Here is an 18,416-nt window from a genome sequence, read left to right on the forward strand (position 1 = left end):
TATGAAATGAATTATTATGTATATATTCAAGGGATACTTGGATTAAAGACTAATTTAAATAGTTTCAATTGGGTTTATGGAAGTGTGGCTCCCAAAGTTGATAAATCTGAGTATGAAAATTGTAAAATAAAAATAATTTTGGATGTCCGTAAATCAGGATCTGTTTTTGAAAATTCATTTAATAAGAAAGATTATGATAAATATAATTATTTTTATGGATATAAAAATAAAAATAAAATTTATTATGAAAGAAATTTTATTTTTAATTCAAAATTAAGATATTCTATTGAAGTAGACAAAAATGAAATAAAAATTATTATGAGTAAGAGTTATGTTAATTATATTAAATATAAGTTTATGAATTTACATTCTGTAGGCTATATCATGAGTGATTTAATTTCAGGAATTTTATTAATGAATGGCTATAGTACACTACATTGTTCAGCGGTTAATTTCAAAAAAAAATCTTTAGCTATTTTTGGACCTCCAGGAACAGGAAAAACGATTACAGCTATTAACTTATGTAGAGAAAAAAAAATCAATTTTATTGCTGAAGATATTGCGGTAACGGATGGGGAAAATATTTTTTCTGTTCCATGGACAAGTACTTTTAGGTACTACAATCATGAAAAAGAATCTTTAAAAGATAAAGTAGTAAATTTATTAAGAAAAAATATACCATTATTTCAACTTGTTTCGATTAAAAAGAAAAAAACTATTGATGAATATTTAGGAAAAGGATGCTTTGTTAATGAATCAAAGCTTACAGATATTGTTATTTTAGCTAAAGGTGACAATAAAATTTTAAAAGGAAAGGAAGGTATCCTTGAAAACATTATAAATTTAAATAAATATGAATTTAATTATCATAGATCTCCGAGTATGCTTGTAATGAATTATTTTAATCCTGATTTATCAATAGATAAAATGTTTGAAAAAGAAAAGGAAATATTGAAAAAAGTTGTAAAGAACTCGAATGTTTATAAAATATTTGAACATGATTCATTTAGTTATTCAGACCATATTGAGGATAACTTATTGTAATAGAATTGCTACTTAATATTAGTATTTTGATTAATTTTTAGTTAAGAATAAAAGTAACTGTATAGAGGAGAATAGAAAAAATGGGTATTTATTTTAAAAAAAAAGAAGTAAAAATTATTAACACTTATTTCTTTTGTATACTACTAAGTCTTTTGCCAGTATTAATTACAACCTTAGTAAGTTCAACGTTTAGTTCAGGAAATTTATACCCTCTTTCTATAGGAGTTATATTTTTGATACAAGTAATAATTTCAATTTATTGCTACTCAAAGTTTAAGGGAAAAAAAATTAATAAAAAATTAATTTCATTAGCAATAATATTGACAACGTCGCAAGCAATTACATTACTGATATCTTTATTTAATGGTTTAGAAATAGATGGATTTGATTTTATTAATGTTTTTGTAAGAGCAATCACTTTTTTTGTTTTTATAGTAATACCATATAAATTTAAAATTTCTAGAAAAGCATTAGAAAAGTTTATGTTTTATATAGTTACACTAGGTTGTATAGCTTGCCTATATAATATAATTATTAATTTTAATGGTTTGAGGCATATTTTAAATATAAATAATCCTTATGCTGTTAATTTTAAATCATTTTTTATCGGAAGAAATAGTTTTGGACAGTTACTGTTATTTTCAATGATAGCTAATACTTTTTTATTTTTTATAAAAAAATCAGCTTATAGTAAATTTTGTTATTTATTATTTGTTATAAATATAGTGGCAACTCTTTCTAGAACTGTAACAGGTTCTGTTAGCATATTTTTAATCATTTTCTTTTTAATACACTTTAGAAAAAAGTTGAAATCAAAATTTTTGATTATTTGTTTTGTAAGCGTTTTTTTATTTTTAATTTTTTCTAATGATGCAGTAAGTAACTTTATTATAAAAATGTTAATAAGAAGTGAAACAGGAACAACAGGAAGAAGTGTTTTTTGGGGTATTGCTATTCAAGTACTTAATGAAAATAATTGGTTGTTTGGTATAGGTTATTTAACAAGTAGAAGTCTCCTCAAATCTATGGGATATTCGAGTCAATTTCATAATTTTTACTTAGAAACATTAGTTGGGGGAGGTGTAATAGAACTAATATTACATGTTATTATTTTTAAACTAACAATTGAAAATTTAAAAATGATAATTAAAAATGATAAAGTTATTGGTAATATTTATTTTTCTGGGTTTATAGCACTTTTATTTTATTCATTCTTTGAAAGTGTATCATATTTTTCTATGGGATATGTAGATTCAATTTTTAGAATGTTTTTTCTAACAATTCCTATTCTCTATTCAAATAATTTTAGAAGAAATAAGTGTAATTAAAGTACTTGGTTTAAGTTTATGCTTGTTTAATAAATAGTAACATCTAAAATTTATGTTGAAAAAATTATATATATAGATATAATTTTCCTAGAATCATTACTAGTCATAATTTGAGATTTTAGAGGGTTAAAAGTATTAAGAATATTCGTGATCTCTAATATTAGGATAAACTTTTTCGTAAGGTATCAACTTGATTTACTTATTAAAATAAATATATAATGAGGTTCTATAAATGAAAACAATAACAATATTATTAATGATGCTAGCAATAATAACTAAAATAAGTGGATTTGGGAGAGATGTTGTATTATCGTATTATTATGGTGTTTCAAATATAACAGATGCTTATTTAGTAGCAATAACTATTCCTACCGTAATTTTTTCTTTTATAGGAATAGGAATATCAACTAACTTAATTCCTATGTATAATAATATAAAAAAAGAAAAAGGAATTCAAGATGCCGAAAAATTTATAAATGATGTTATTAATTTCAGTATAATACTATGTTCACTAATAGTAATGATAGCATTTCCTTTATCAGGAGGGATTGTAAGAGTTATTGCTCCTGGTCTTTGTGATCAAACGTTAAATTTAGCAATTGATTTTACAAAAATTACTATAATAGGAATATATTTTTCTGTAGGAATAAGTATTTTTACAGGATATTTACATTTGAAAAAAAGTTTTATAGCTCCGACATTAATGGGGATACCATTAAATGTAATTATGATTATTTTTATAGCTATAAGTCATAATTATTCTATTCAAATCCTTTCAATTGGGAGTGTATTATCATTAGCTTTTCAATTTTTATTTCTTATTCCCTTTGCATATAAACAAGGTTATTCTTATAGCTTTGAGTTAGATAGGAATAATCCTTATTTAAAAAAAATGGTTTTGTTGTCTATACCTGTAATTATAGGAGTTTCAGTTAATCAAATTAATGTATTAATTGATAAAAGTATTGCTTCTCGAATGATAATAGGGAGTATTTCAGCTTTAACTTATGCAAATAGAATGAATTTGTTTGTAAAAGGTATATTCATAAGCACTATAGCCTCTTTAATGTACCCTACCTTATCTAAAATGTCAGCGGAAAATAATGTACATGGTTATAAAAAAACATTAATAGAAGCAATAAATGTAATAAATTTATTGGTCATTCCAATTAGTATAATTTCGATGATGTTTTCTGAGATAATAATTAAATTAATTTTTGGGAGAGGAGCTTTTAATTCAACAGCTGTTTTAAGAACAGCTCATTCATTAATTTTTTATTCGATAGGAATGATAGGGATTGGACATAGAGAGATACTTTCAAGAGCTTTTTATTCTCTTCAAGATACGAAAACTCCTATGATAAATGCAGTTACTGGTGTGGTAGTTAATATTATTTTTAATATTGTTTTATCTGATATAATGGGGATAAAGGGACTAGCATTAGCAAGTAGTATTGCAGCGGTATCAACATCATTACTTTTAACTATTAGCTTAAGAAAAAAAATAGGGTCTTTTGGATTAAAAAATATGACTCTATCTTTTATAAAAATATTGTGCGCATCTATAATTACAGGTATGCTGTCAAAGATATTTTATAATTACTTGATAAAAAATATGTTTAAATCTAGTTTAGCATTATTTGTTTCCTTATTAGCAGGAGTATTTATTTATATTTTTTTAGTTTTACTTATGAAGGTTGATGAGGTTGAAAAAATTGTAGGTGTAATCAAGAAAAAAATGAGGAATTATAAAAAAGTAGTTGAAGTAAAAAATGAAGATGATTAAGTTTTTAACTGTGTAATAATAGAAAAATTAATTGCAATATTTTTTACCACATTTTGGTTCTCCTCCAAGCCGGGCGATTAAGACAATGTACAATTGATAATGTACGATGTACAATGAAAATAAAAAAAGAGAAAGTACAGCATAGAAGGAAAAACTTTATAAAATAATATATAAAAGTACAGAGATAGCATTTTTATCTTCTGTACTTTTATTATCTATGGAGGCAGAGATATGAAAGCAAATAATTTAATTGAAGAAAAAAGCTTTAAATTTGCACTGCGAATTGTAAACTTATATAAATTTTTACAAACTCAAAAGAAAGAATATATTATGTCTAAACAAATATTACGATCTGGAACTAGTGTTGGTGCTAATATAGCTGAAGGTGTTGAAGCACAAAGCAAGAAAGATTTTATATCTAAAATGAGTATCGCACTTAAAGAAGCAAACGAAACTAAATATTGGTTAAGATTACTGATAGCTTCAGATTATATTGATTCTAATGTAGGGGGAAATCTTAAAGAAGAATTGTTAGAAATAATTAAGATACTTACTGCAATATTAAAGAAAAGCAGAGAAAACCTTAAATAAAATGTACAATGCAGAGAATAGAGAAAAAAATGTACAATGGATAATTGACAATGTACAATGAAAACCAAGAAAAAAAGAATAATCAGTGTAGATTAGAAAATTTTCTGTGTATCTCGATAGAGATCCGCGTTCTATGAATTAGTGTAATTCGTGACAAAAGGTTAGGGTTTTTCTCAGTGTACTTCTCTATTTTATCTTCGAGATCTCCGTGTAGAGGTTTGGCTTTTAATAAATTTAATATTCGTATATTGAGGTATTTACCTCTTTTTTTTATGGTATACTGTAGTATAAACAAAGAAGATGTTGGAGGTAGAGATGTATTTAGAAGAATTAAAAAAAATATTAAAGCAAGAACATATACTAGAAAAATATCAAATAGATGAATTATGTATTTTTGGTTCTATTGCAAGGGGTGAAAATGGAAATGATATAGATCTACTAGTTAATGATGATAATTATAAAAAATGGATAGAAATAAAGGCAGAATTAGAGAAAAAAACCGGTATTAAAGTAGATATAATGTTAGAAAAATATGCGAATCCAATCGTACTTTATAGAGCTAATAGGGAGAAGATTTATGTTGGAAAATACAGCTAATGACTTATTATATATATTAAGCATATTAGAGAGTGTAGGGAAAATTGAAAAGTATTCAGAATTATATGATGATGCAGAACACTTTTTTGATGCACAAGATCAAATGCCATTTAATGCTACACTATCTCTTTTAATTAATATTGGTGAAGTTAGTGGGAAAATAACAGAAAATATAAAAGAGAAATATAGTGAAATACCCTGGAAATTGATGAAAGACTTTAGAAATAGAGTAGCTCATGACTATATGAATTTGGATATATTTATTACCTTTAATATAATTAAGAAAGAATTACCGAGAGTAAAATCAGATATAGAAGAGCTACTGATAAATGAATTGAATAATGAAAAATTTATAATGGAAGAATATAAAGTCTGTATTGGGAATAGGTATTATAAGCATATAAATTTTGAAAAAATAAATAATGAATTAAAGTCAGAAAATAAAAAAACGGATAAGAAATAAAAGCATAGCACACGGATGTCACTGACATACACGGAAGGAGCTCTGATCATCGCAGGATTTTATTTAATTAGCGATTATTAGTGATACATTTAAAAATTAAGTTTTTAGTACACTTAATTTTTAATATTCGTATACTCTTGGTGGCAAAAAGAAATCGTAATCTAGTCAGTTATAAGTCAGGGTCAAAAAGAAAAGGTTTTCTTAGTGAGATTCGTGTAATTCGTGACAAAAGGTTAGGTTTTTTTCTCAGTGTACTTCTCTAGTTTTACCTTTGTGAGCTTCGTGTAAGGATTTGATTTTAATAATCTGAGACAAAGATATGATTTTAAAGACTTCTGTGTAGTAGCAGTAGAATGTTGAAATATTCGCGTAATTAGCGGTAAAAAGAAGGTTCTAAAGATTCCATCTTTAATACGGGTTCTTTCTTTTTTTCTGAAAAAGAAATGAACCAAAGAAAAGCAGACTTTTTCTAAATGATGTTATATAGGTGAGATCATGGATCCCCGTTTCTTATCGGGATGCCTGACGGGCATGGTGAGCACGACGAAACTCGCAAAATATCTACTGAGAAGTAGAATAACATCCAGAAAAAGAAATAGGTTCTAACCAAAAATAAAAAAACTTCTGTGTTATAGCAGTAGGATGTTTAAAAATTCGTGTCATTCGTGACAAAAAATAAAAAAGAATTTCTTAGTGTACTCTCTAGTTTTATCTTCGTGATCTCCGTGTAGAGGTTTGGCTTTTAATAAATTTAATATTCATATCTAGAGGTATTTACCTCTTTTTTTTTTGCAAAAAATCTGATTATTTTAAAAATTTTTTATTTATTTTTTTTAGAAAATTTTAAATTTATGAAACCATGGTTAAGCCCAATGAAATAGAGGCTTATAGATGAGATATTAAAATATATTTTGATTTTAGTCTGTGGTTTATATAAATATTCTGAACAATCTAAGAATTTCCTTTATTCACGCACGACATCGTGCATGGGCCTTGACTTTACGAACTTTTGAGGCAATACTTTACTTGAGAAGTAAGGAAAAAGATTTAAAAACTTGGACACGGAGATAGAAAAAATAATTGATAGTTGAAAATGTACAATTGAAAGTTAAAAGAAAAAAGAAAAGAACTAGTCACGAATTAACACGAAAAAGAATTAAAACCTTGGACACGAAGGTCACGAAGAGAAAAAAGGTAGAGATCACAAAGGGAAATAAAACTTAGTTTACTTTCTTGTTTTTGCTTCGTATAGAGGTTTAGGTTAACCAGTGTAGATCAGAGAATTTTCAGTGTGTATCGAAGATACCCGCGTTCTATGAGTCAAAGTCAGTTATAAGTCAGGCTCAAAAGAGAAGGTTTTCTTAGTGAACTCTCTAGGGTTTACCTTCGTGAGCTTCGTGTAAGAATTCTAGCTTGTATAATTTAAAAGAAATGGAACGCGGATGCTAGTGCATACACGGAAGGAGCTCTAATAATCACAGATCTAAATTTTTAGGTTTTAAACTTAGAAAGACTTATCCATCAATGACCACCGATTGTCACTGATGAAAAAAAAATTTTCTTAGTGGTAAAGAATCAGAGTAAATCTGTGTAATCTGCGACAAAGAAGATTCTACCCGCAAGGGGCATCACCAATATATCTACTCGCAAGGGGTATCACCAAAATGCTATTAGTTTACTTTATAAACATAGGATTTTGAGATAAAGTTTATTTCATAAACTAAGAATATTGCGATAGTCAGGCTCAAAAAAAGAGGTTTTCTTAGTGAGCTTCGTGTAAAGGGTTAGAGAATTTAGTTTTAATCTGTGATAATTCGTGACAAAGAGGTTGAGGTTTTAAATCTATTAAATAAATGAGGATGAGTCCTATGACTTATGTTAAATCTAAAATTATGCAGACAGGGGAAATAATCTTTACTGTGGTATACCTCTCCAGCCTTTTGGGAGTAGATGAAACTACTGTGAGAAGGTATATCTATAACCATCAGTTAAAGAGCAGGAAGATCTGCGGGGTTTATCTGATAGAAAGGTCGGATATTCTCAAATTCTTAGAACTATATAACTATTATAGTTAATTATTATATATAATATGCTGTCTTATCGCTTTTTTAAAATTCCAAGGAGGTAAAGTCATGATAACAACATCGGAAAAGAAACTGATACTGTTGGAAAATATTTCAAGAATAATGAAAACTTATGAAAGAAAGGATGCATACTTAAAAGAGATTGCTGATGACAAAGCAACTTTAGAACTTCTTATGGGAAAAGAAACAGCAGGAGAACCTATGCCGGATTATTCTAACTATACCGATTATACTGAGTGGAAAGACACAGTACAAAAAGAGGTAGTTAAAGCAGAGAGTACCATAGAAAATTTGGAGATTAGAATGATAGAAGTAGATATTATATCGATAACTATACAGATATCGGTGAGTAAGGTGGGTACCCGAGAGATAGTTCGGATAGTTGAAACTGCTCTACCCTTTTTGATAAATATCAGGAGGAGCAGGGAGAAAATTGATGTGGTAAGAAATCATGAACTGTTTCATTATTTTCATTTGATTCAGAGGCAGAAGATCTATTGTATGGATCCCCAAACCCAGAAAGTATTCAGTAAGATTGTAGGAGATTATATCCCTGCTTTTAAATCTCTATTAGGGGAACCTGCCAGGGTTGTTCTGAGTCATGAATACTGGGAGGAGTTTATGAAGGCCAGGCAGAAACTTATTCCTGTAGATGAAACCATAGAGGAGGAGTTCTTTCATCTGGAAAAGTTGATATTTCAAAGTTTAAAGGATGAAGTCTTTGAGGAGAAGTATGAATTTATATATTTTATCCTTACCCTCTATCTGCTTTATTTGAAGATAATAGTGGATATAGAGGGGAAATGTAAGAAGTAAGAAGTAAGAAGTAATGGATAATGAAAAGATAAGAGAAAAACTTGGACACGGAGATCAATTAATTGAAAGTAAATAATTAAAAATTAAAAGATTTAGTCGCAGATTACACAAATTTACACAGATTAAAAGAAACCAAGAAAGAAGCATAGAACGCGGATGTATGAATGACACTACCCGTAAAGGGCATCACCAAAGTAACTATTAGTTTTCTAACGAGAACATAGAACTTTGCGTCCACGGATAAGAGCTATGAAGGAGCAGGATATTATTGATTTTGGTTATAACCAAGAAAAAGATATTAAAAACCTTTGACACGGAGATGCACGGAGGAAAAAAGAGAGGTCACGGAGAAAGACAAGAATTTCTTAGTGTGCTATCTGGTTATTTCTTTGTGAGCTTCGTGTAAGAAATTTGATTTTAGTAATCTGCGACAAAAAAACTCCTGTGTAATTGCAATAAGAATCTTATAAAATTAGTGTAGATTAGTGGCAAAAATGATGGGAGGTGAGACCCATGCTTATTAAAAACAAATCTGATCCAATTATTCATATTAGGAGTGTGCTGGAAAGAAGGGACCTATCAAAGGCAGATAAGATTATTCTTATTACTATCTTAATAGAACCGTATATTCAATTAGAGTTTTCTCCAACTGAATATTCTAAATTTATTGGGATTTCTAAAAGTGGTATAAATGGTTCATTCTATAAACTGAATAATTTAAAGATCTTAAAAAGACGTAAAAAAGGTGAAAATCATGGGAATAGGTATAGATATATATTAGATTGTGATTGTATTTAGAATGTTGTAATTTCATCCCTTTTTTAGGCTTAAATAAGTCCAGTGAGAGGACCTTTAGTCCAATCATTGGACTTTTAGTCTATTCACTGGTCTAAGGTATTTATTGCCTCTCAATCCCAATGGTACCAACGGATATAGGAGGTCGCAGTTTTCCTTTTAAGCAAACCGCCTATATAATCACAAGGGGAGGTTTTTAGGAGGCCTTAGGAGGGAAATAAGAGGGTATTTTTGAAACGAAGATAGAAATTTTTTTAACCTTGGACAAGGAGATAACCGGAGAAAAAAATAGAAATTCTCAGAGAAATCTCTGTGTACCTTTGCGACCTCTGAGCCTCTGTGTTGATAGGTTCTAAAAATCTGAAAAATCTACAGGAATATTGAGATTGTAATTTCAAACAATCTCTAATATCTGACTAAGTTCAACTACAGAGTTATATTCATAACTCTAAGTTTCAGTTATGCGACAAAAACAAAAACTTCTGTGGTCTAACAGTAGGATATTTTAGATTAGTGATACATTTAATTTTTTTCTTTAATTATGAAAAAAATTAATACTCGTATACCTTGGTGGCAAAAAGAAAGGTTTTAAACCAGTGAGAATTCTAGCTATTATAAGACATAATTCGTGTACCTATGAAATATAAAATAAAAAACTTGGACACGGAGTTACACAGAGGGGAAAGACGAAGCAATAACCTCTGTCATGGTTTAGTCAGATTAAAGTCAGGCTCAAGAAGAAAAAATTTAATTTATGTAAATTAGTGACAAAGAAAGTTCCAAAGTTTCCGCCTTTGATACGGGTTCATTTGCTTTTTTTCTGAAAAAGAAACGAACCAAAGAAAAGCAGACTTTTTCTAAATGATGTTATAGAGTGAGACCGTGGATCCCTGTTTCTTATCGGGATGCCTGACGGGCATAGTGGGTACGACGAAACTCGCAAAAGATATACTGTGAAGTAGAATAACATCCAGAAAAAGAATTAAAAGAAAAAAGTCAGAACCTAGTCTGCGTCAAAGATTCTTATACTTTCTCGTTAGGTTTTCCCTAAATGGGAAAACTGTAGCAAGAACATCTAGTTCTAACCAAAGAAGAGAAAAAACTTCTATGTTGTAGCAGGAAAGTATTATACACTTAATTTTGTTCCTTTAAGTATGAACAAAATTAATAATCGTATATCATTCGTGTAATTCGTGACAAAAACAAGGTTTTAAACCAGTGAGAATTCTAGCTATTATCAGATTTAATCCGCGTACCTATGAATTTAAAGATTCTTTCAATAGATTTTAAATTCTTTTCCTTGTAAAATACTCTTTTTAAACTCCTCATTGGTTACTCTTTCAAAATGAACTAAATCTACAAAATATATTATTCTGCTTTCCTCTATATCCCATCTTATTAAATTTATTTCTGTACTGGTAAAATCACCAAAGATAGCAATATCTATATCGGAAGTTTTTTTATATTTACTGCTTCCTCTTGAACCAAAAATAATTGCTTTTTCTACTCCGTGAAGAATCAAAATAGCTCTTAATTCTTCTTCAGATCTTCTTTCTAATCCAAACATTATTCTACCTCTTTATCTTTGACATTTAAATAAAAATCTTCTAATTCTTTGTAATAAAAGTTAATAATTTTTCCATAGATCTCGTCTGATGTTGACTGGGAGTAAGTATGGGTAGTGAGGTTTCGATCCTCTATCATATCTATCCATAATTTGGCATCTTGTATTATTTCATTATTAAATCCTGTTCGGATAGTACTCCTAGGAGCTTTGGCTTCTGTAAGACCTTCTGAATTAAGGAAATATTTCATTACTTTCCAAGATAATTCCAGTGTAAATTCAAACCTTTGTATAACACCATCTTTTATGGTAGATGAGTCTATAACTTTACTTTCTTCTATAGCTTCTTTTAGACGTTCCAATGCATTTTTATAGTCAGATATTCTTTCATCCCATCTTTTAGCCATGATTATTTCTCCTTTTTATTTCTGTATTTATTATTATAATTATATCATAAAAATTAAGGGATTTTATGGAGAAATATATTTAATATTTTTAAGTATACAAAATTAATATTCATATAAGTTATGAAAAAATACTAGCTATTCTAAATTTGTTTTTTAGTGTATCTCGATAGAGATTCGTGTTCAAAGAGTAAAACAATATAGAACGCGGATGTATAAAATATACATACACGGATTAAAAGCTATGAAGAAGCAGGATTTTATTTGATTTTTGGTTAAAAACCAAAGAAAATAATTATCTGTGAAGATTAGAGGGTTTTCTGTGTTCACAATATTCTTAGTTTGTGGAATAAACTTTAGAGATATTGGTGATGCCCATTTCGGGTAGTATCGAAGATACCTGTGTGCTATGGATTAAAGCCAGAATCTAGTCAGTTCTGAGTCAGGCTCAAAAAAAAGAGGTTTTCTTCGTGAGCTTCGTGTAAGGAATTTGGTTTTAAAATTAGTGTAATTCGTGACAAAAACAAGGTTTTAAACCAGTGAAAATTATAGCTGTTATCAGACCTGATCCGTGTACCTATGAACTATATTTTTATAGAGGTATTCACCTCTTTTTTTTATGGTATAATAAAAAGTAGAATATACCCGTAAAAGGCATCACCAAAGTAGCTATTAGTTTATTATATAAACATAGGATATTGCGAGGAGGCAAATTATGTATGGATTAACAGAAAAAGAATTTTATAAATTAATAGAAGTATTAAAAAACTACTCCAAAGAAATAAAATGGGTTAAAATTTTTGGTTCTAGAGCTAGAGGTGATTATAAAAAAACCTCAGATATAGATTTAGTTATTCAATTTAGAGAGGATAAATTATTAGATTTAAAAGATGAACTTTATAAAACGTCTTTACCTTATACAATTGATATAATCGATTATAAAAAAAATACCAATGAAAATTTAAAAAAATTTATAGATGAAGAAGGGTGTATAATATTTCTTACAGATGAAAGGGGAAAAGTAACTATGAATGAAAATAAATTAAAACTAAAATTGGAAGATTTGAGAAAAGCTTTATGTAGGTTAGAAGATTCTTTAAAAAAAGATCCCCATGAGGATGATTTATATTTAGATGGGATTATTCAAAGATTTGAATTTGTCTTTGAACTTAGTTGGAAACTTATGAAAGGTTATCTAGAATATGATGGAATAGAAGTTAATAGCCCTAGAGGAGCTTTTAGAGAAGCTTTTAAAGTTGAATTAATAGAAAATGGCACTGCATGGATTAAGATGATGGAAAATAGAAATAGAACTTCTCATACTTATAATCAAGATACAGCTTGGGAAATTTATGATAAAGTAAAAAAAGAATATATAGTTTTATTTCAGGAATTTTTTAAAACGATAGATGAGAAAATTAAATCCGATTATGAATTATAAAAAAAATAGATAATTATGAGGTGTAAAGATGAAGGAGAATAGTCAATTTATATCTAAAGAGAAAGTTCAAGACTATATAAAAAAAATTATGAAATATTTTTCTGATAAAGAAAAAAATATAGATGGGGTATATATATTTGGATCTATCTCAAGAGGTGAAATGAGGGAAGAGAGTGATATAGACATAGCTGTTATAGGAAATTTTAATTTTTATGACAGATTGGATTTTATTTGTGATTTAGAAAAAAAATTAGGAAAGAAGATAGATCTTATAGATTTTAATGGGTCTAATTTAAACTTTCAGGCAGAAATAATAACAAATGGAGAGCTGATCTATTGTTTGGACAGAGAAAAAAATGATCTGTTGGAATATAAAATCTTGGCTAAATATTTAGTTTTTGAAGAGGATAGAAAAATAGTTTTAGATGAAATCTATAAGAGAGGAAGTGTATTCAATGAAAAGAGTGGTACTGAGTAAAGTAGAGAGTATTGAAAGATGTATTAAAAGAATAGACGAGATATACGGTGGCGATATAAAAAGGTTAAATGATTATTTATATCAGGATGCTATTGTTTTAAATATTCAAAGAGCCTGTCAACAGTCTATAGATTTATCTATGTATCTATGTTCAAAATTAGCTTTTGGAATACCAAAATCCAGTAGAGATTCATTTGTATTATTAAAAGAGAATGGGATTATTACAGAAAAAACATCTAATCTTATGGAAAAAATGGTTGGATTTAGAAATATAGTTATACATGAATATCAATCTGTAGAATTAGATGTGATAAAATTTATTGTAGAAAAGGGAATCGGAGATTTTTCGAGTTATACGAAAGAAGTTTTATCATATATGAAGAAGGTAGAGGAATAGGTTCTAAGGATTCCATCCTTAACTGGGTTCATTTCTCAGCTTGATCTGAGAAACAGAACCAAAGAGGATCAAGAAGATTTATAAATGTCTTAATGAGTAATACACAATCGTCATTGTAGGAACAGTGGGATGAAGCTTAACGACTATAAACTTCGATTAAAACTAAAAAGAACAGATTTTCTTAGTGAACTCTCTGGTTTTTTCTTTGTGAGCTTCGTGTAAAGGTTTTGGTTTTAAAAATTAAAAAGAAAAAAGCTCTCAAATTTTGAGAGCTTTTTTTGTAAAAATTTATTTCTGATAGCTGTACGGTGTGAAAGGTGGTGTAACCTGATTTGTAGAAGTAGTTGAAATAGTAGACATACCTACTGCCATGTTACCTCCTGAACTGTCTCCTCCCATACCTGGACCAGCATCACCGCTGCCGCCAGCATCTACTTCCATTCCAAAAGCAGCCATAAAGGAATCTGCAAGATTACTTTGAGGAGCAGGGGCAGCAGTAGCTGTAACATCTCCTTGTTGTGCCTGTGCATTATTATCATTACTATTTTCCTCAGCATTTGCCCCTATACTCATCAGAGCAGTGAGGGCAAATATTAAAAATATTTTTTTCATATAAATTACCTCCATTGTAAAAAATTAGAATGCGAAACCTACCGATAATGTACCTAAAAATTTAACTTCATCTACAGCTTTATCTTCTTTGAAAAGGTCCTGTGCAGCCAACCCGATAGAAACAGGATAATTTGGCATAGGAACTATACTGGTACCAAAGGTAGTAATACCAGAGGTATAATCTAAGACTAAACTCATTTGAGGGTGGACATATACTGCCCCGGAAATAAATTCTCCCCATTTATTCTTTCTTTCGTTTCTAGTAGTCTCAATATCATCCTTGCTGATATCAGCATAACTGTTACTTCCTACCCCTGCAGTTATGATAACTGGTGCAACATCATTTGGTAAAAGTTTAGTTATAGCAGCATAATAACTAGGATCCAATTTGTCATCGTTGGTATCGTGCCATAGATCAACATTGGAAACCCCTATAGCAGCTCCAAAACCATAAGCGGTAAATGTCTTACCTAAACTAAGGTTGGCAGAACCTCTATTAAAAGCTCCTCCATCTCTGGTATCGATACTACCTACAGAAAGAGATGCTGCTCCTCCTACAGATTTAATCGGATCTCCAAAACCTCCCCCAAGGGCCAACGCACCATCGGTGTCATCACTGTAAGAAGTTCCGGCAAGTCCCATAAATGCTGTCCCGAATCCAGGAACTAACCCTGATGGAGCTCCAAAAGAGAAACCAGGTGCGGTACTAAGACCACTAAAATCATCTACGAGATAAAATAACTTGTCAGATGTTTTTTCTTTTGAAATCTCTTTTAACTCTGAAAGTGCACTAGATGAGGCAGCGATATTGGCTGCGTTTTCAGCCATTGCAATACTGCTTATTAAAAGCCCTCCTAAAATAACGGTTTTTTTCAAATTCATAATTTTCCTCCCTTTATATAGTAAATTTTATTGAATGTATTTATTTGTGATAACTGATTATTAATTTAATGTCACCTTTATTTTCTTCTAATATTTTAATTTTGAGATGTTTTTTTATAAAAAATGAACTTGACCCATGAATATGCTCTCTATAAAAAACTCTTTTTTCTCCAACGACTCCCATTTCCCTAGTATCTATAGAGGAAAAAGTCCAGCTGGAAACGATATATGGTTTTAATTTTAGTTTAAACAGATCTCCATCTATAATTTCATATATTGGTATTTTATTTGAGGGAAGGATATTTACCAACTGATTAGAATTGGAATAACTTTCATCTATATACCATATTAAAAGCCCTTTTCTATAGGGGATATTTAATTTAGTTCGAAGAAGTCCCTCGTCTATACGTTTGTCTATAGGATTTCTATACTCAATTAAGATATATTTTTTTAATAGGTCATCACCAAAGCTGTGAATAAAACCATTATGAGTAATTTTTTTTTTTGTAGTTTTTAGGTCAAAATTTTTAATGGTATCGGACATGACTGTTAAATTTGAAATATAGGCTCCTTTTGGTCCCTCTTTCTTATACGGAACCAGGCTTACCATAATTTCTACAAATTTTCCGTTAAATGAATTTAAATCAAACTCCAAGGAAATCCATGTCCCTCTTTTATTATTTTTTCTGATTTTATTTTTTAACAAGAGCCAGTGTTCTTCTCCACTTCGGCGGATATAAACTTTTTCTATCTCTTTTTCCGGTTTAGAATTAAACCAAGCATCAAACTTTAAGACATTATTTGCATCCTTAGGAAGGAAAACAGGGAATGTAATATTGCTGTCTGGGTTAAGGTAATTATCGGTATAGTAGAGATTTCTACCCTCTACAGGAACATCTATTCTTTTTCCTGGAAGATCTATTTTTATGAGGTTATTAGATTTTTTATGGTTGATATTATGAAGTTTAATATATTTATCTTCTTTTATTATTTCATTGAGATTATAATTTAGAATCTCAGCCCAAAAAGCAGGGATATTTGTGTCATTATTTTTTGTTTGCAGGTTATACCTATGATAACCACCAAAAGAATTTAATTTACTTCCAAGAATTTTACCACAGTAGAGTTCACTCATTATAGACCAATAACCTATAGTTGACTCACCTTTGTATAGATCAGACAAATTTAAAAAATGACCTATCTCATGGATATAAAGGTCCAGTGGGATATCTTGTGGGATAAAAACGTATTTATCTATTTTCCAAAGGTTATTATTGTGGTCTTTAAAATAATAAAATTTACTGGATGATATATTCTGTATTCTATTAAAATGGGGCCAAATTGCCCGACTTCCAAGGGAGTTTGGAAGGTGTTCACCCTTTCCTGCATAGAGGAGAATAAGACCATCGATCACACCATCTTTATCTCTATCATACTGGGAAAAATCTACTTTTTTAGCAACTAACTTATTAACAGCTAGTCGGACTAGGTGGGCAGCTCTTATACGGTCACCCTCTTCACTGATATTCTTGCCGTAAAACTCAATAGGTTTAGGAGCTGTGAACCATCCATAGATATCATCTTTACTACCTTCTAGGTTATAGGTTCCACCAGATTCCAGATCAAAGTATTTTTTGGCAGAAATAAATTCCTTGTTATTGTAAGACAAATAACTTTCAGGCTCAAAAAACATATTTGCATATAGCTCAGGAGTAAATTCCTCTCCTTTACGTTTATTCACCAGCTCTTTTTCTATTTTATGAAGATCGGTATATCGATAATCGGGAAAATCTATTAAAACTGTAAGAGGTTTAAAAGTTTCGCCAAATAAAAATATACAGCTGATGAAAAATAAAACTATGACTTTCATAAAACCTCCTTAAAAATTTAAGTTTTAATTAAAATTTAAGTTATGCTGATTATACTACTTTTCTACAGCTTTTCCAAATAAAAATAGACAATAAATAAAGATAAAAATTATGATTCGAACAAATTTTATTAGAAAAATTAATTGTTTTTTAATTAAAGTTCGAGATATATCATTTATACTACTTTTTTCTAATTTCCCTTTAAAAATAAAAAAGAAAAAACTTGGACACGGAGATACACAGAGGGGAAAGAGAGTTACGCGAAGAAAAAATAAAAAAATAGAACGCGAATGTATAAAATATACATACACGGAAGGAGCTATAATTAAGAACAGGATTTAAATTTTAAGGTTAAAACTAAGAAAATAGAAAAACATTGGACACGAAGAAAAAAGATATCAACACAGAGTGAAAAGAGTACACGAAGGATCGCAGAGAAAAAATGATTTCTTAGTGAGCTCTCTGGCTTACCCTTTGTGAGCTTCGTGTAAGGGTTTTGGTTTTAATATTCGTCTATAATTCGTGACAAAAAAAGTTCTAAGGGTGTCACCCTTAACTGAGTTCATTTACTTTTTATCTGAAAAAGAAATGAACCAAAGAAAAGCAGAAATTTTGAAAATGGCTTTACAGTAGGGATAAGATAGCTACGAGCTTTTGGGCTACAGTCCTCGTTTCACTGCGGAACTTAATTTGTATATCGCTCTCAGTAAAATAATTGTTGTAAAGTAATATCGCCTTCAAAATTAAAGGTAAGGTCTAGACAACTATAAATTTCATTTTCTAAACCAAGAAAAAAGATTAATCTGTGGAAATTAAAGATTTTCAGTGTATATCGAAGAGATTCGCGTTCTATGAATTACCTTTATGAGAAAATTAGTGTAGATTGGTGGCAAAAAAAGTTTATGTGGTCTCTGGCAAAGTGATAAAAAATGTTTTTTAAATACTCTTTTACAAAACAGATAAAATGAGCTATAATACAAGGAAAGAAAAGGTTTTTTAGGAGGGCGAAAATGGCTACATTTTTAACGGTAATTTTATTTATACTTGCTATCTCTTTAATTGTTTTAGTAATTATTCAACCTGACAGAAGTAAGGGTATGAGTGGTGGAATAGGAACAGGTGCTACCAATAGTATTTTTGGTGTACACGATGATGGTGGACCCCTAGCTAAAGCTACTGAATTTGTAGCGGCTGGATTTTTAATAGTAGCATTATTACTATATCTAGTAAGTTAAAGATAGGAGGCTGATCTGTAAAGGATTAGCC

General features: G+C 29.4%; 18 protein-coding genes. 13 read left to right on the top strand and 5 right to left on the bottom strand.

Going from position 1 to position 18,416, the window contains the following annotated elements:
- The first annotated feature begins 6 nt into the window (after window positions 1–6).
- The 9 genes from K337_RS0104060 (at window position 7) to K337_RS0104100 (ending at window position 9,507) form a co-directional block, all read left to right on the top strand.
- On the top strand, window positions 7–1,044 hold the full coding sequence (locus K337_RS0104060; protein ID WP_028855467.1) for a phosphoenolpyruvate carboxykinase (ATP): 1,038 nt from the start codon (window positions 7–9) through the stop codon (window positions 1,042–1,044).
- Window positions 1,045–1,124: 80 nt separating this feature from the next.
- Complete coding sequence (locus K337_RS0104065) at window positions 1,125–2,372, top strand: O-antigen ligase family protein (protein WP_028855468.1); 1,248 nt, start codon at window positions 1,125–1,127, stop codon at window positions 2,370–2,372.
- A 232-nt stretch (window positions 2,373–2,604) separates the two neighbouring features.
- The gene (murJ, locus tag K337_RS0104070; protein WP_028855469.1) at window positions 2,605–4,158 is read left to right on the top strand and encodes a murein biosynthesis integral membrane protein MurJ; all 1,554 of its coding nucleotides are present in this window, start codon (window positions 2,605–2,607) and stop codon (window positions 4,156–4,158) included.
- 231 nt (window positions 4,159–4,389) lie between these two features.
- Window positions 4,390–4,749 carry a four helix bundle protein gene (locus K337_RS0104075; protein WP_028855470.1) on the top strand — a complete coding sequence of 120 codons (360 nt, stop codon included), beginning with the start codon at window positions 4,390–4,392 and terminating at the stop codon, window positions 4,747–4,749.
- Window positions 4,750–5,064: 315 nt separating this feature from the next.
- Window positions 5,065–5,346: a nucleotidyltransferase family protein gene (locus K337_RS0104080; protein ID WP_051251597.1), complete on the top strand. Its 282-nt coding sequence runs from the start codon at window positions 5,065–5,067 to the stop codon at window positions 5,344–5,346.
- On the top strand, window positions 5,327–5,809 hold the full coding sequence (locus tag K337_RS17640; RefSeq protein ID WP_051251598.1) for a HepT-like ribonuclease domain-containing protein: 483 nt from the start codon (window positions 5,327–5,329) through the stop codon (window positions 5,807–5,809). The genes K337_RS0104080 and K337_RS17640 overlap by 20 nt, the downstream gene beginning before the upstream one ends.
- Window positions 5,810–7,677: 1,868 nt before the next feature.
- Window positions 7,678–7,884: a helix-turn-helix domain-containing protein gene (locus K337_RS0104090; RefSeq protein WP_028855472.1), complete on the top strand. Its 207-nt coding sequence runs from the start codon at window positions 7,678–7,680 to the stop codon at window positions 7,882–7,884.
- Window positions 7,885–7,941: 57 nt separating this feature from the next.
- Window positions 7,942–8,709, top strand: coding sequence for a hypothetical protein (locus tag K337_RS0104095; protein ID WP_028855473.1), 768 nt, complete (start codon window positions 7,942–7,944; stop codon window positions 8,707–8,709).
- Window positions 8,710–9,222: 513 nt separating this feature from the next.
- Window positions 9,223–9,507, top strand: coding sequence for a hypothetical protein (locus K337_RS0104100; RefSeq protein ID WP_028855474.1), 285 nt, complete (start codon window positions 9,223–9,225; stop codon window positions 9,505–9,507).
- Window positions 9,508–10,780: 1,273 nt separating this feature from the next.
- Here the strand turns inward: K337_RS0104100 and K337_RS0104105 are convergent.
- Window positions 10,781–11,071, bottom strand: coding sequence for a nucleotidyltransferase family protein (locus tag K337_RS0104105; protein ID WP_037029161.1), 291 nt, complete (start codon window positions 11,069–11,071; stop codon window positions 10,781–10,783).
- Window positions 11,071–11,475: a nucleotidyltransferase substrate binding protein gene (locus K337_RS0104110; RefSeq protein ID WP_028855476.1), complete on the bottom strand. Its 405-nt coding sequence runs from the start codon at window positions 11,473–11,475 to the stop codon at window positions 11,071–11,073. The genes K337_RS0104105 and K337_RS0104110 overlap by 1 nt, the downstream gene beginning before the upstream one ends.
- Before the next feature lie 712 nt (window positions 11,476–12,187).
- Between K337_RS0104110 and K337_RS0104115 the strand changes: the two genes are divergently transcribed.
- From K337_RS0104115 to hepT, 3 genes are read left to right on the top strand one after another with little or no spacing between them, the layout of a single operon-like run.
- A complete protein-coding gene (locus K337_RS0104115) occupies window positions 12,188–12,913 on the top strand; it encodes an HI0074 family nucleotidyltransferase substrate-binding subunit (protein WP_028855477.1) in 726 nt (241 codons plus the stop codon).
- A 28-nt stretch (window positions 12,914–12,941) separates the two neighbouring features.
- A complete protein-coding gene (gene mntA, locus K337_RS0104120; protein WP_028855478.1) occupies window positions 12,942–13,391 on the top strand; it encodes a type VII toxin-antitoxin system MntA family adenylyltransferase antitoxin in 450 nt (149 codons plus the stop codon).
- Window positions 13,369–13,788 carry a type VII toxin-antitoxin system HepT family RNase toxin gene (hepT, locus tag K337_RS0104125; protein ID WP_028855479.1) on the top strand — a complete coding sequence of 140 codons (420 nt, stop codon included), beginning with the start codon at window positions 13,369–13,371 and terminating at the stop codon, window positions 13,786–13,788. The genes mntA and hepT overlap by 23 nt, the downstream gene beginning before the upstream one ends.
- Before the next feature lie 288 nt (window positions 13,789–14,076).
- On the opposite strand, the gene K337_RS0104130 is transcribed toward hepT, so the two are convergent.
- The 3 genes from K337_RS0104130 to K337_RS0104140 are packed head-to-tail and all read right to left on the bottom strand — an operon-like array spanning window position 14,077 to window position 17,152.
- Entirely contained in the window at window positions 14,077–14,400 is a 324-nt protein-coding gene (locus K337_RS0104130; RefSeq protein ID WP_028855480.1) for a hypothetical protein, read from the bottom strand.
- Window positions 14,401–14,424: 24 nt separating this feature from the next.
- On the bottom strand, window positions 14,425–15,282 hold the full coding sequence (locus tag K337_RS0104135; protein WP_028855481.1) for a hypothetical protein: 858 nt from the start codon (window positions 15,280–15,282) through the stop codon (window positions 14,425–14,427).
- A 40-nt stretch (window positions 15,283–15,322) separates the two neighbouring features.
- On the bottom strand, window positions 15,323–17,152 hold the full coding sequence (locus K337_RS0104140; RefSeq protein ID WP_028855482.1) for an immune inhibitor A domain-containing protein: 1,830 nt from the start codon (window positions 17,150–17,152) through the stop codon (window positions 15,323–15,325).
- A 1,008-nt stretch (window positions 17,153–18,160) separates the two neighbouring features.
- On the opposite strand from K337_RS0104140, the gene secG reads away from it, so the two are divergent.
- Window positions 18,161–18,385: a preprotein translocase subunit SecG gene (gene secG, locus K337_RS0104145; RefSeq protein ID WP_028855483.1), complete on the top strand. Its 225-nt coding sequence runs from the start codon at window positions 18,161–18,163 to the stop codon at window positions 18,383–18,385.
- Window positions 18,386–18,416: the final 31 nt, after the last annotated feature.

The organism is Psychrilyobacter atlanticus DSM 19335 (assembly GCF_000426625.1).
GTDB classification, from domain to species: domain Bacteria; phylum Fusobacteriota; class Fusobacteriia; order Fusobacteriales; family Fusobacteriaceae; genus Psychrilyobacter; species Psychrilyobacter atlanticus.

Excerpts from the sequence above, each read along its gene's own strand:
- K337_RS0104060 (WP_028855467.1), top strand. The coding sequence starts at position 7 with ATGAATTATTATGTATATATTCAAGGGATACTTGGATTAAAGACTAAT.
- K337_RS0104065 (WP_028855468.1), top strand. The coding sequence starts at position 1,125 with ATGGGTATTTATTTTAAAAAAAAAGAAGTAAAAATTATTAACACTTAT.
- murJ (WP_028855469.1), top strand. The coding sequence starts at position 2,605 with ATGAAAACAATAACAATATTATTAATGATGCTAGCAATAATAACTAAA.
- K337_RS0104075 (WP_028855470.1), top strand. The coding sequence starts at position 4,390 with ATGAAAGCAAATAATTTAATTGAAGAAAAAAGCTTTAAATTTGCACTG.
- K337_RS0104080 (WP_051251597.1), top strand. The coding sequence starts at position 5,065 with ATGTATTTAGAAGAATTAAAAAAAATATTAAAGCAAGAACATATACTA.
- K337_RS17640 (WP_051251598.1), top strand. The coding sequence starts at position 5,327 with ATGTTGGAAAATACAGCTAATGACTTATTATATATATTAAGCATATTA.
- K337_RS0104090 (WP_028855472.1), top strand. The coding sequence starts at position 7,678 with ATGACTTATGTTAAATCTAAAATTATGCAGACAGGGGAAATAATCTTT.
- K337_RS0104095 (WP_028855473.1), top strand. The coding sequence starts at position 7,942 with ATGATAACAACATCGGAAAAGAAACTGATACTGTTGGAAAATATTTCA.
- K337_RS0104100 (WP_028855474.1), top strand. The coding sequence starts at position 9,223 with ATGCTTATTAAAAACAAATCTGATCCAATTATTCATATTAGGAGTGTG.
- K337_RS0104105 (WP_037029161.1), bottom strand. The coding sequence starts at position 11,071 with ATGTTTGGATTAGAAAGAAGATCTGAAGAAGAATTAAGAGCTATTTTG.
- K337_RS0104110 (WP_028855476.1), bottom strand. The coding sequence starts at position 11,475 with ATGGCTAAAAGATGGGATGAAAGAATATCTGACTATAAAAATGCATTG.
- K337_RS0104115 (WP_028855477.1), top strand. The coding sequence starts at position 12,188 with ATGTATGGATTAACAGAAAAAGAATTTTATAAATTAATAGAAGTATTA.
- mntA (WP_028855478.1), top strand. The coding sequence starts at position 12,942 with ATGAAGGAGAATAGTCAATTTATATCTAAAGAGAAAGTTCAAGACTAT.
- hepT (WP_028855479.1), top strand. The coding sequence starts at position 13,369 with ATGAAAAGAGTGGTACTGAGTAAAGTAGAGAGTATTGAAAGATGTATT.
- K337_RS0104130 (WP_028855480.1), bottom strand. The coding sequence starts at position 14,400 with ATGAAAAAAATATTTTTAATATTTGCCCTCACTGCTCTGATGAGTATA.
- K337_RS0104135 (WP_028855481.1), bottom strand. The coding sequence starts at position 15,282 with ATGAATTTGAAAAAAACCGTTATTTTAGGAGGGCTTTTAATAAGCAGT.
- K337_RS0104140 (WP_028855482.1), bottom strand. The coding sequence starts at position 17,152 with ATGAAAGTCATAGTTTTATTTTTCATCAGCTGTATATTTTTATTTGGC.
- secG (WP_028855483.1), top strand. The coding sequence starts at position 18,161 with ATGGCTACATTTTTAACGGTAATTTTATTTATACTTGCTATCTCTTTA.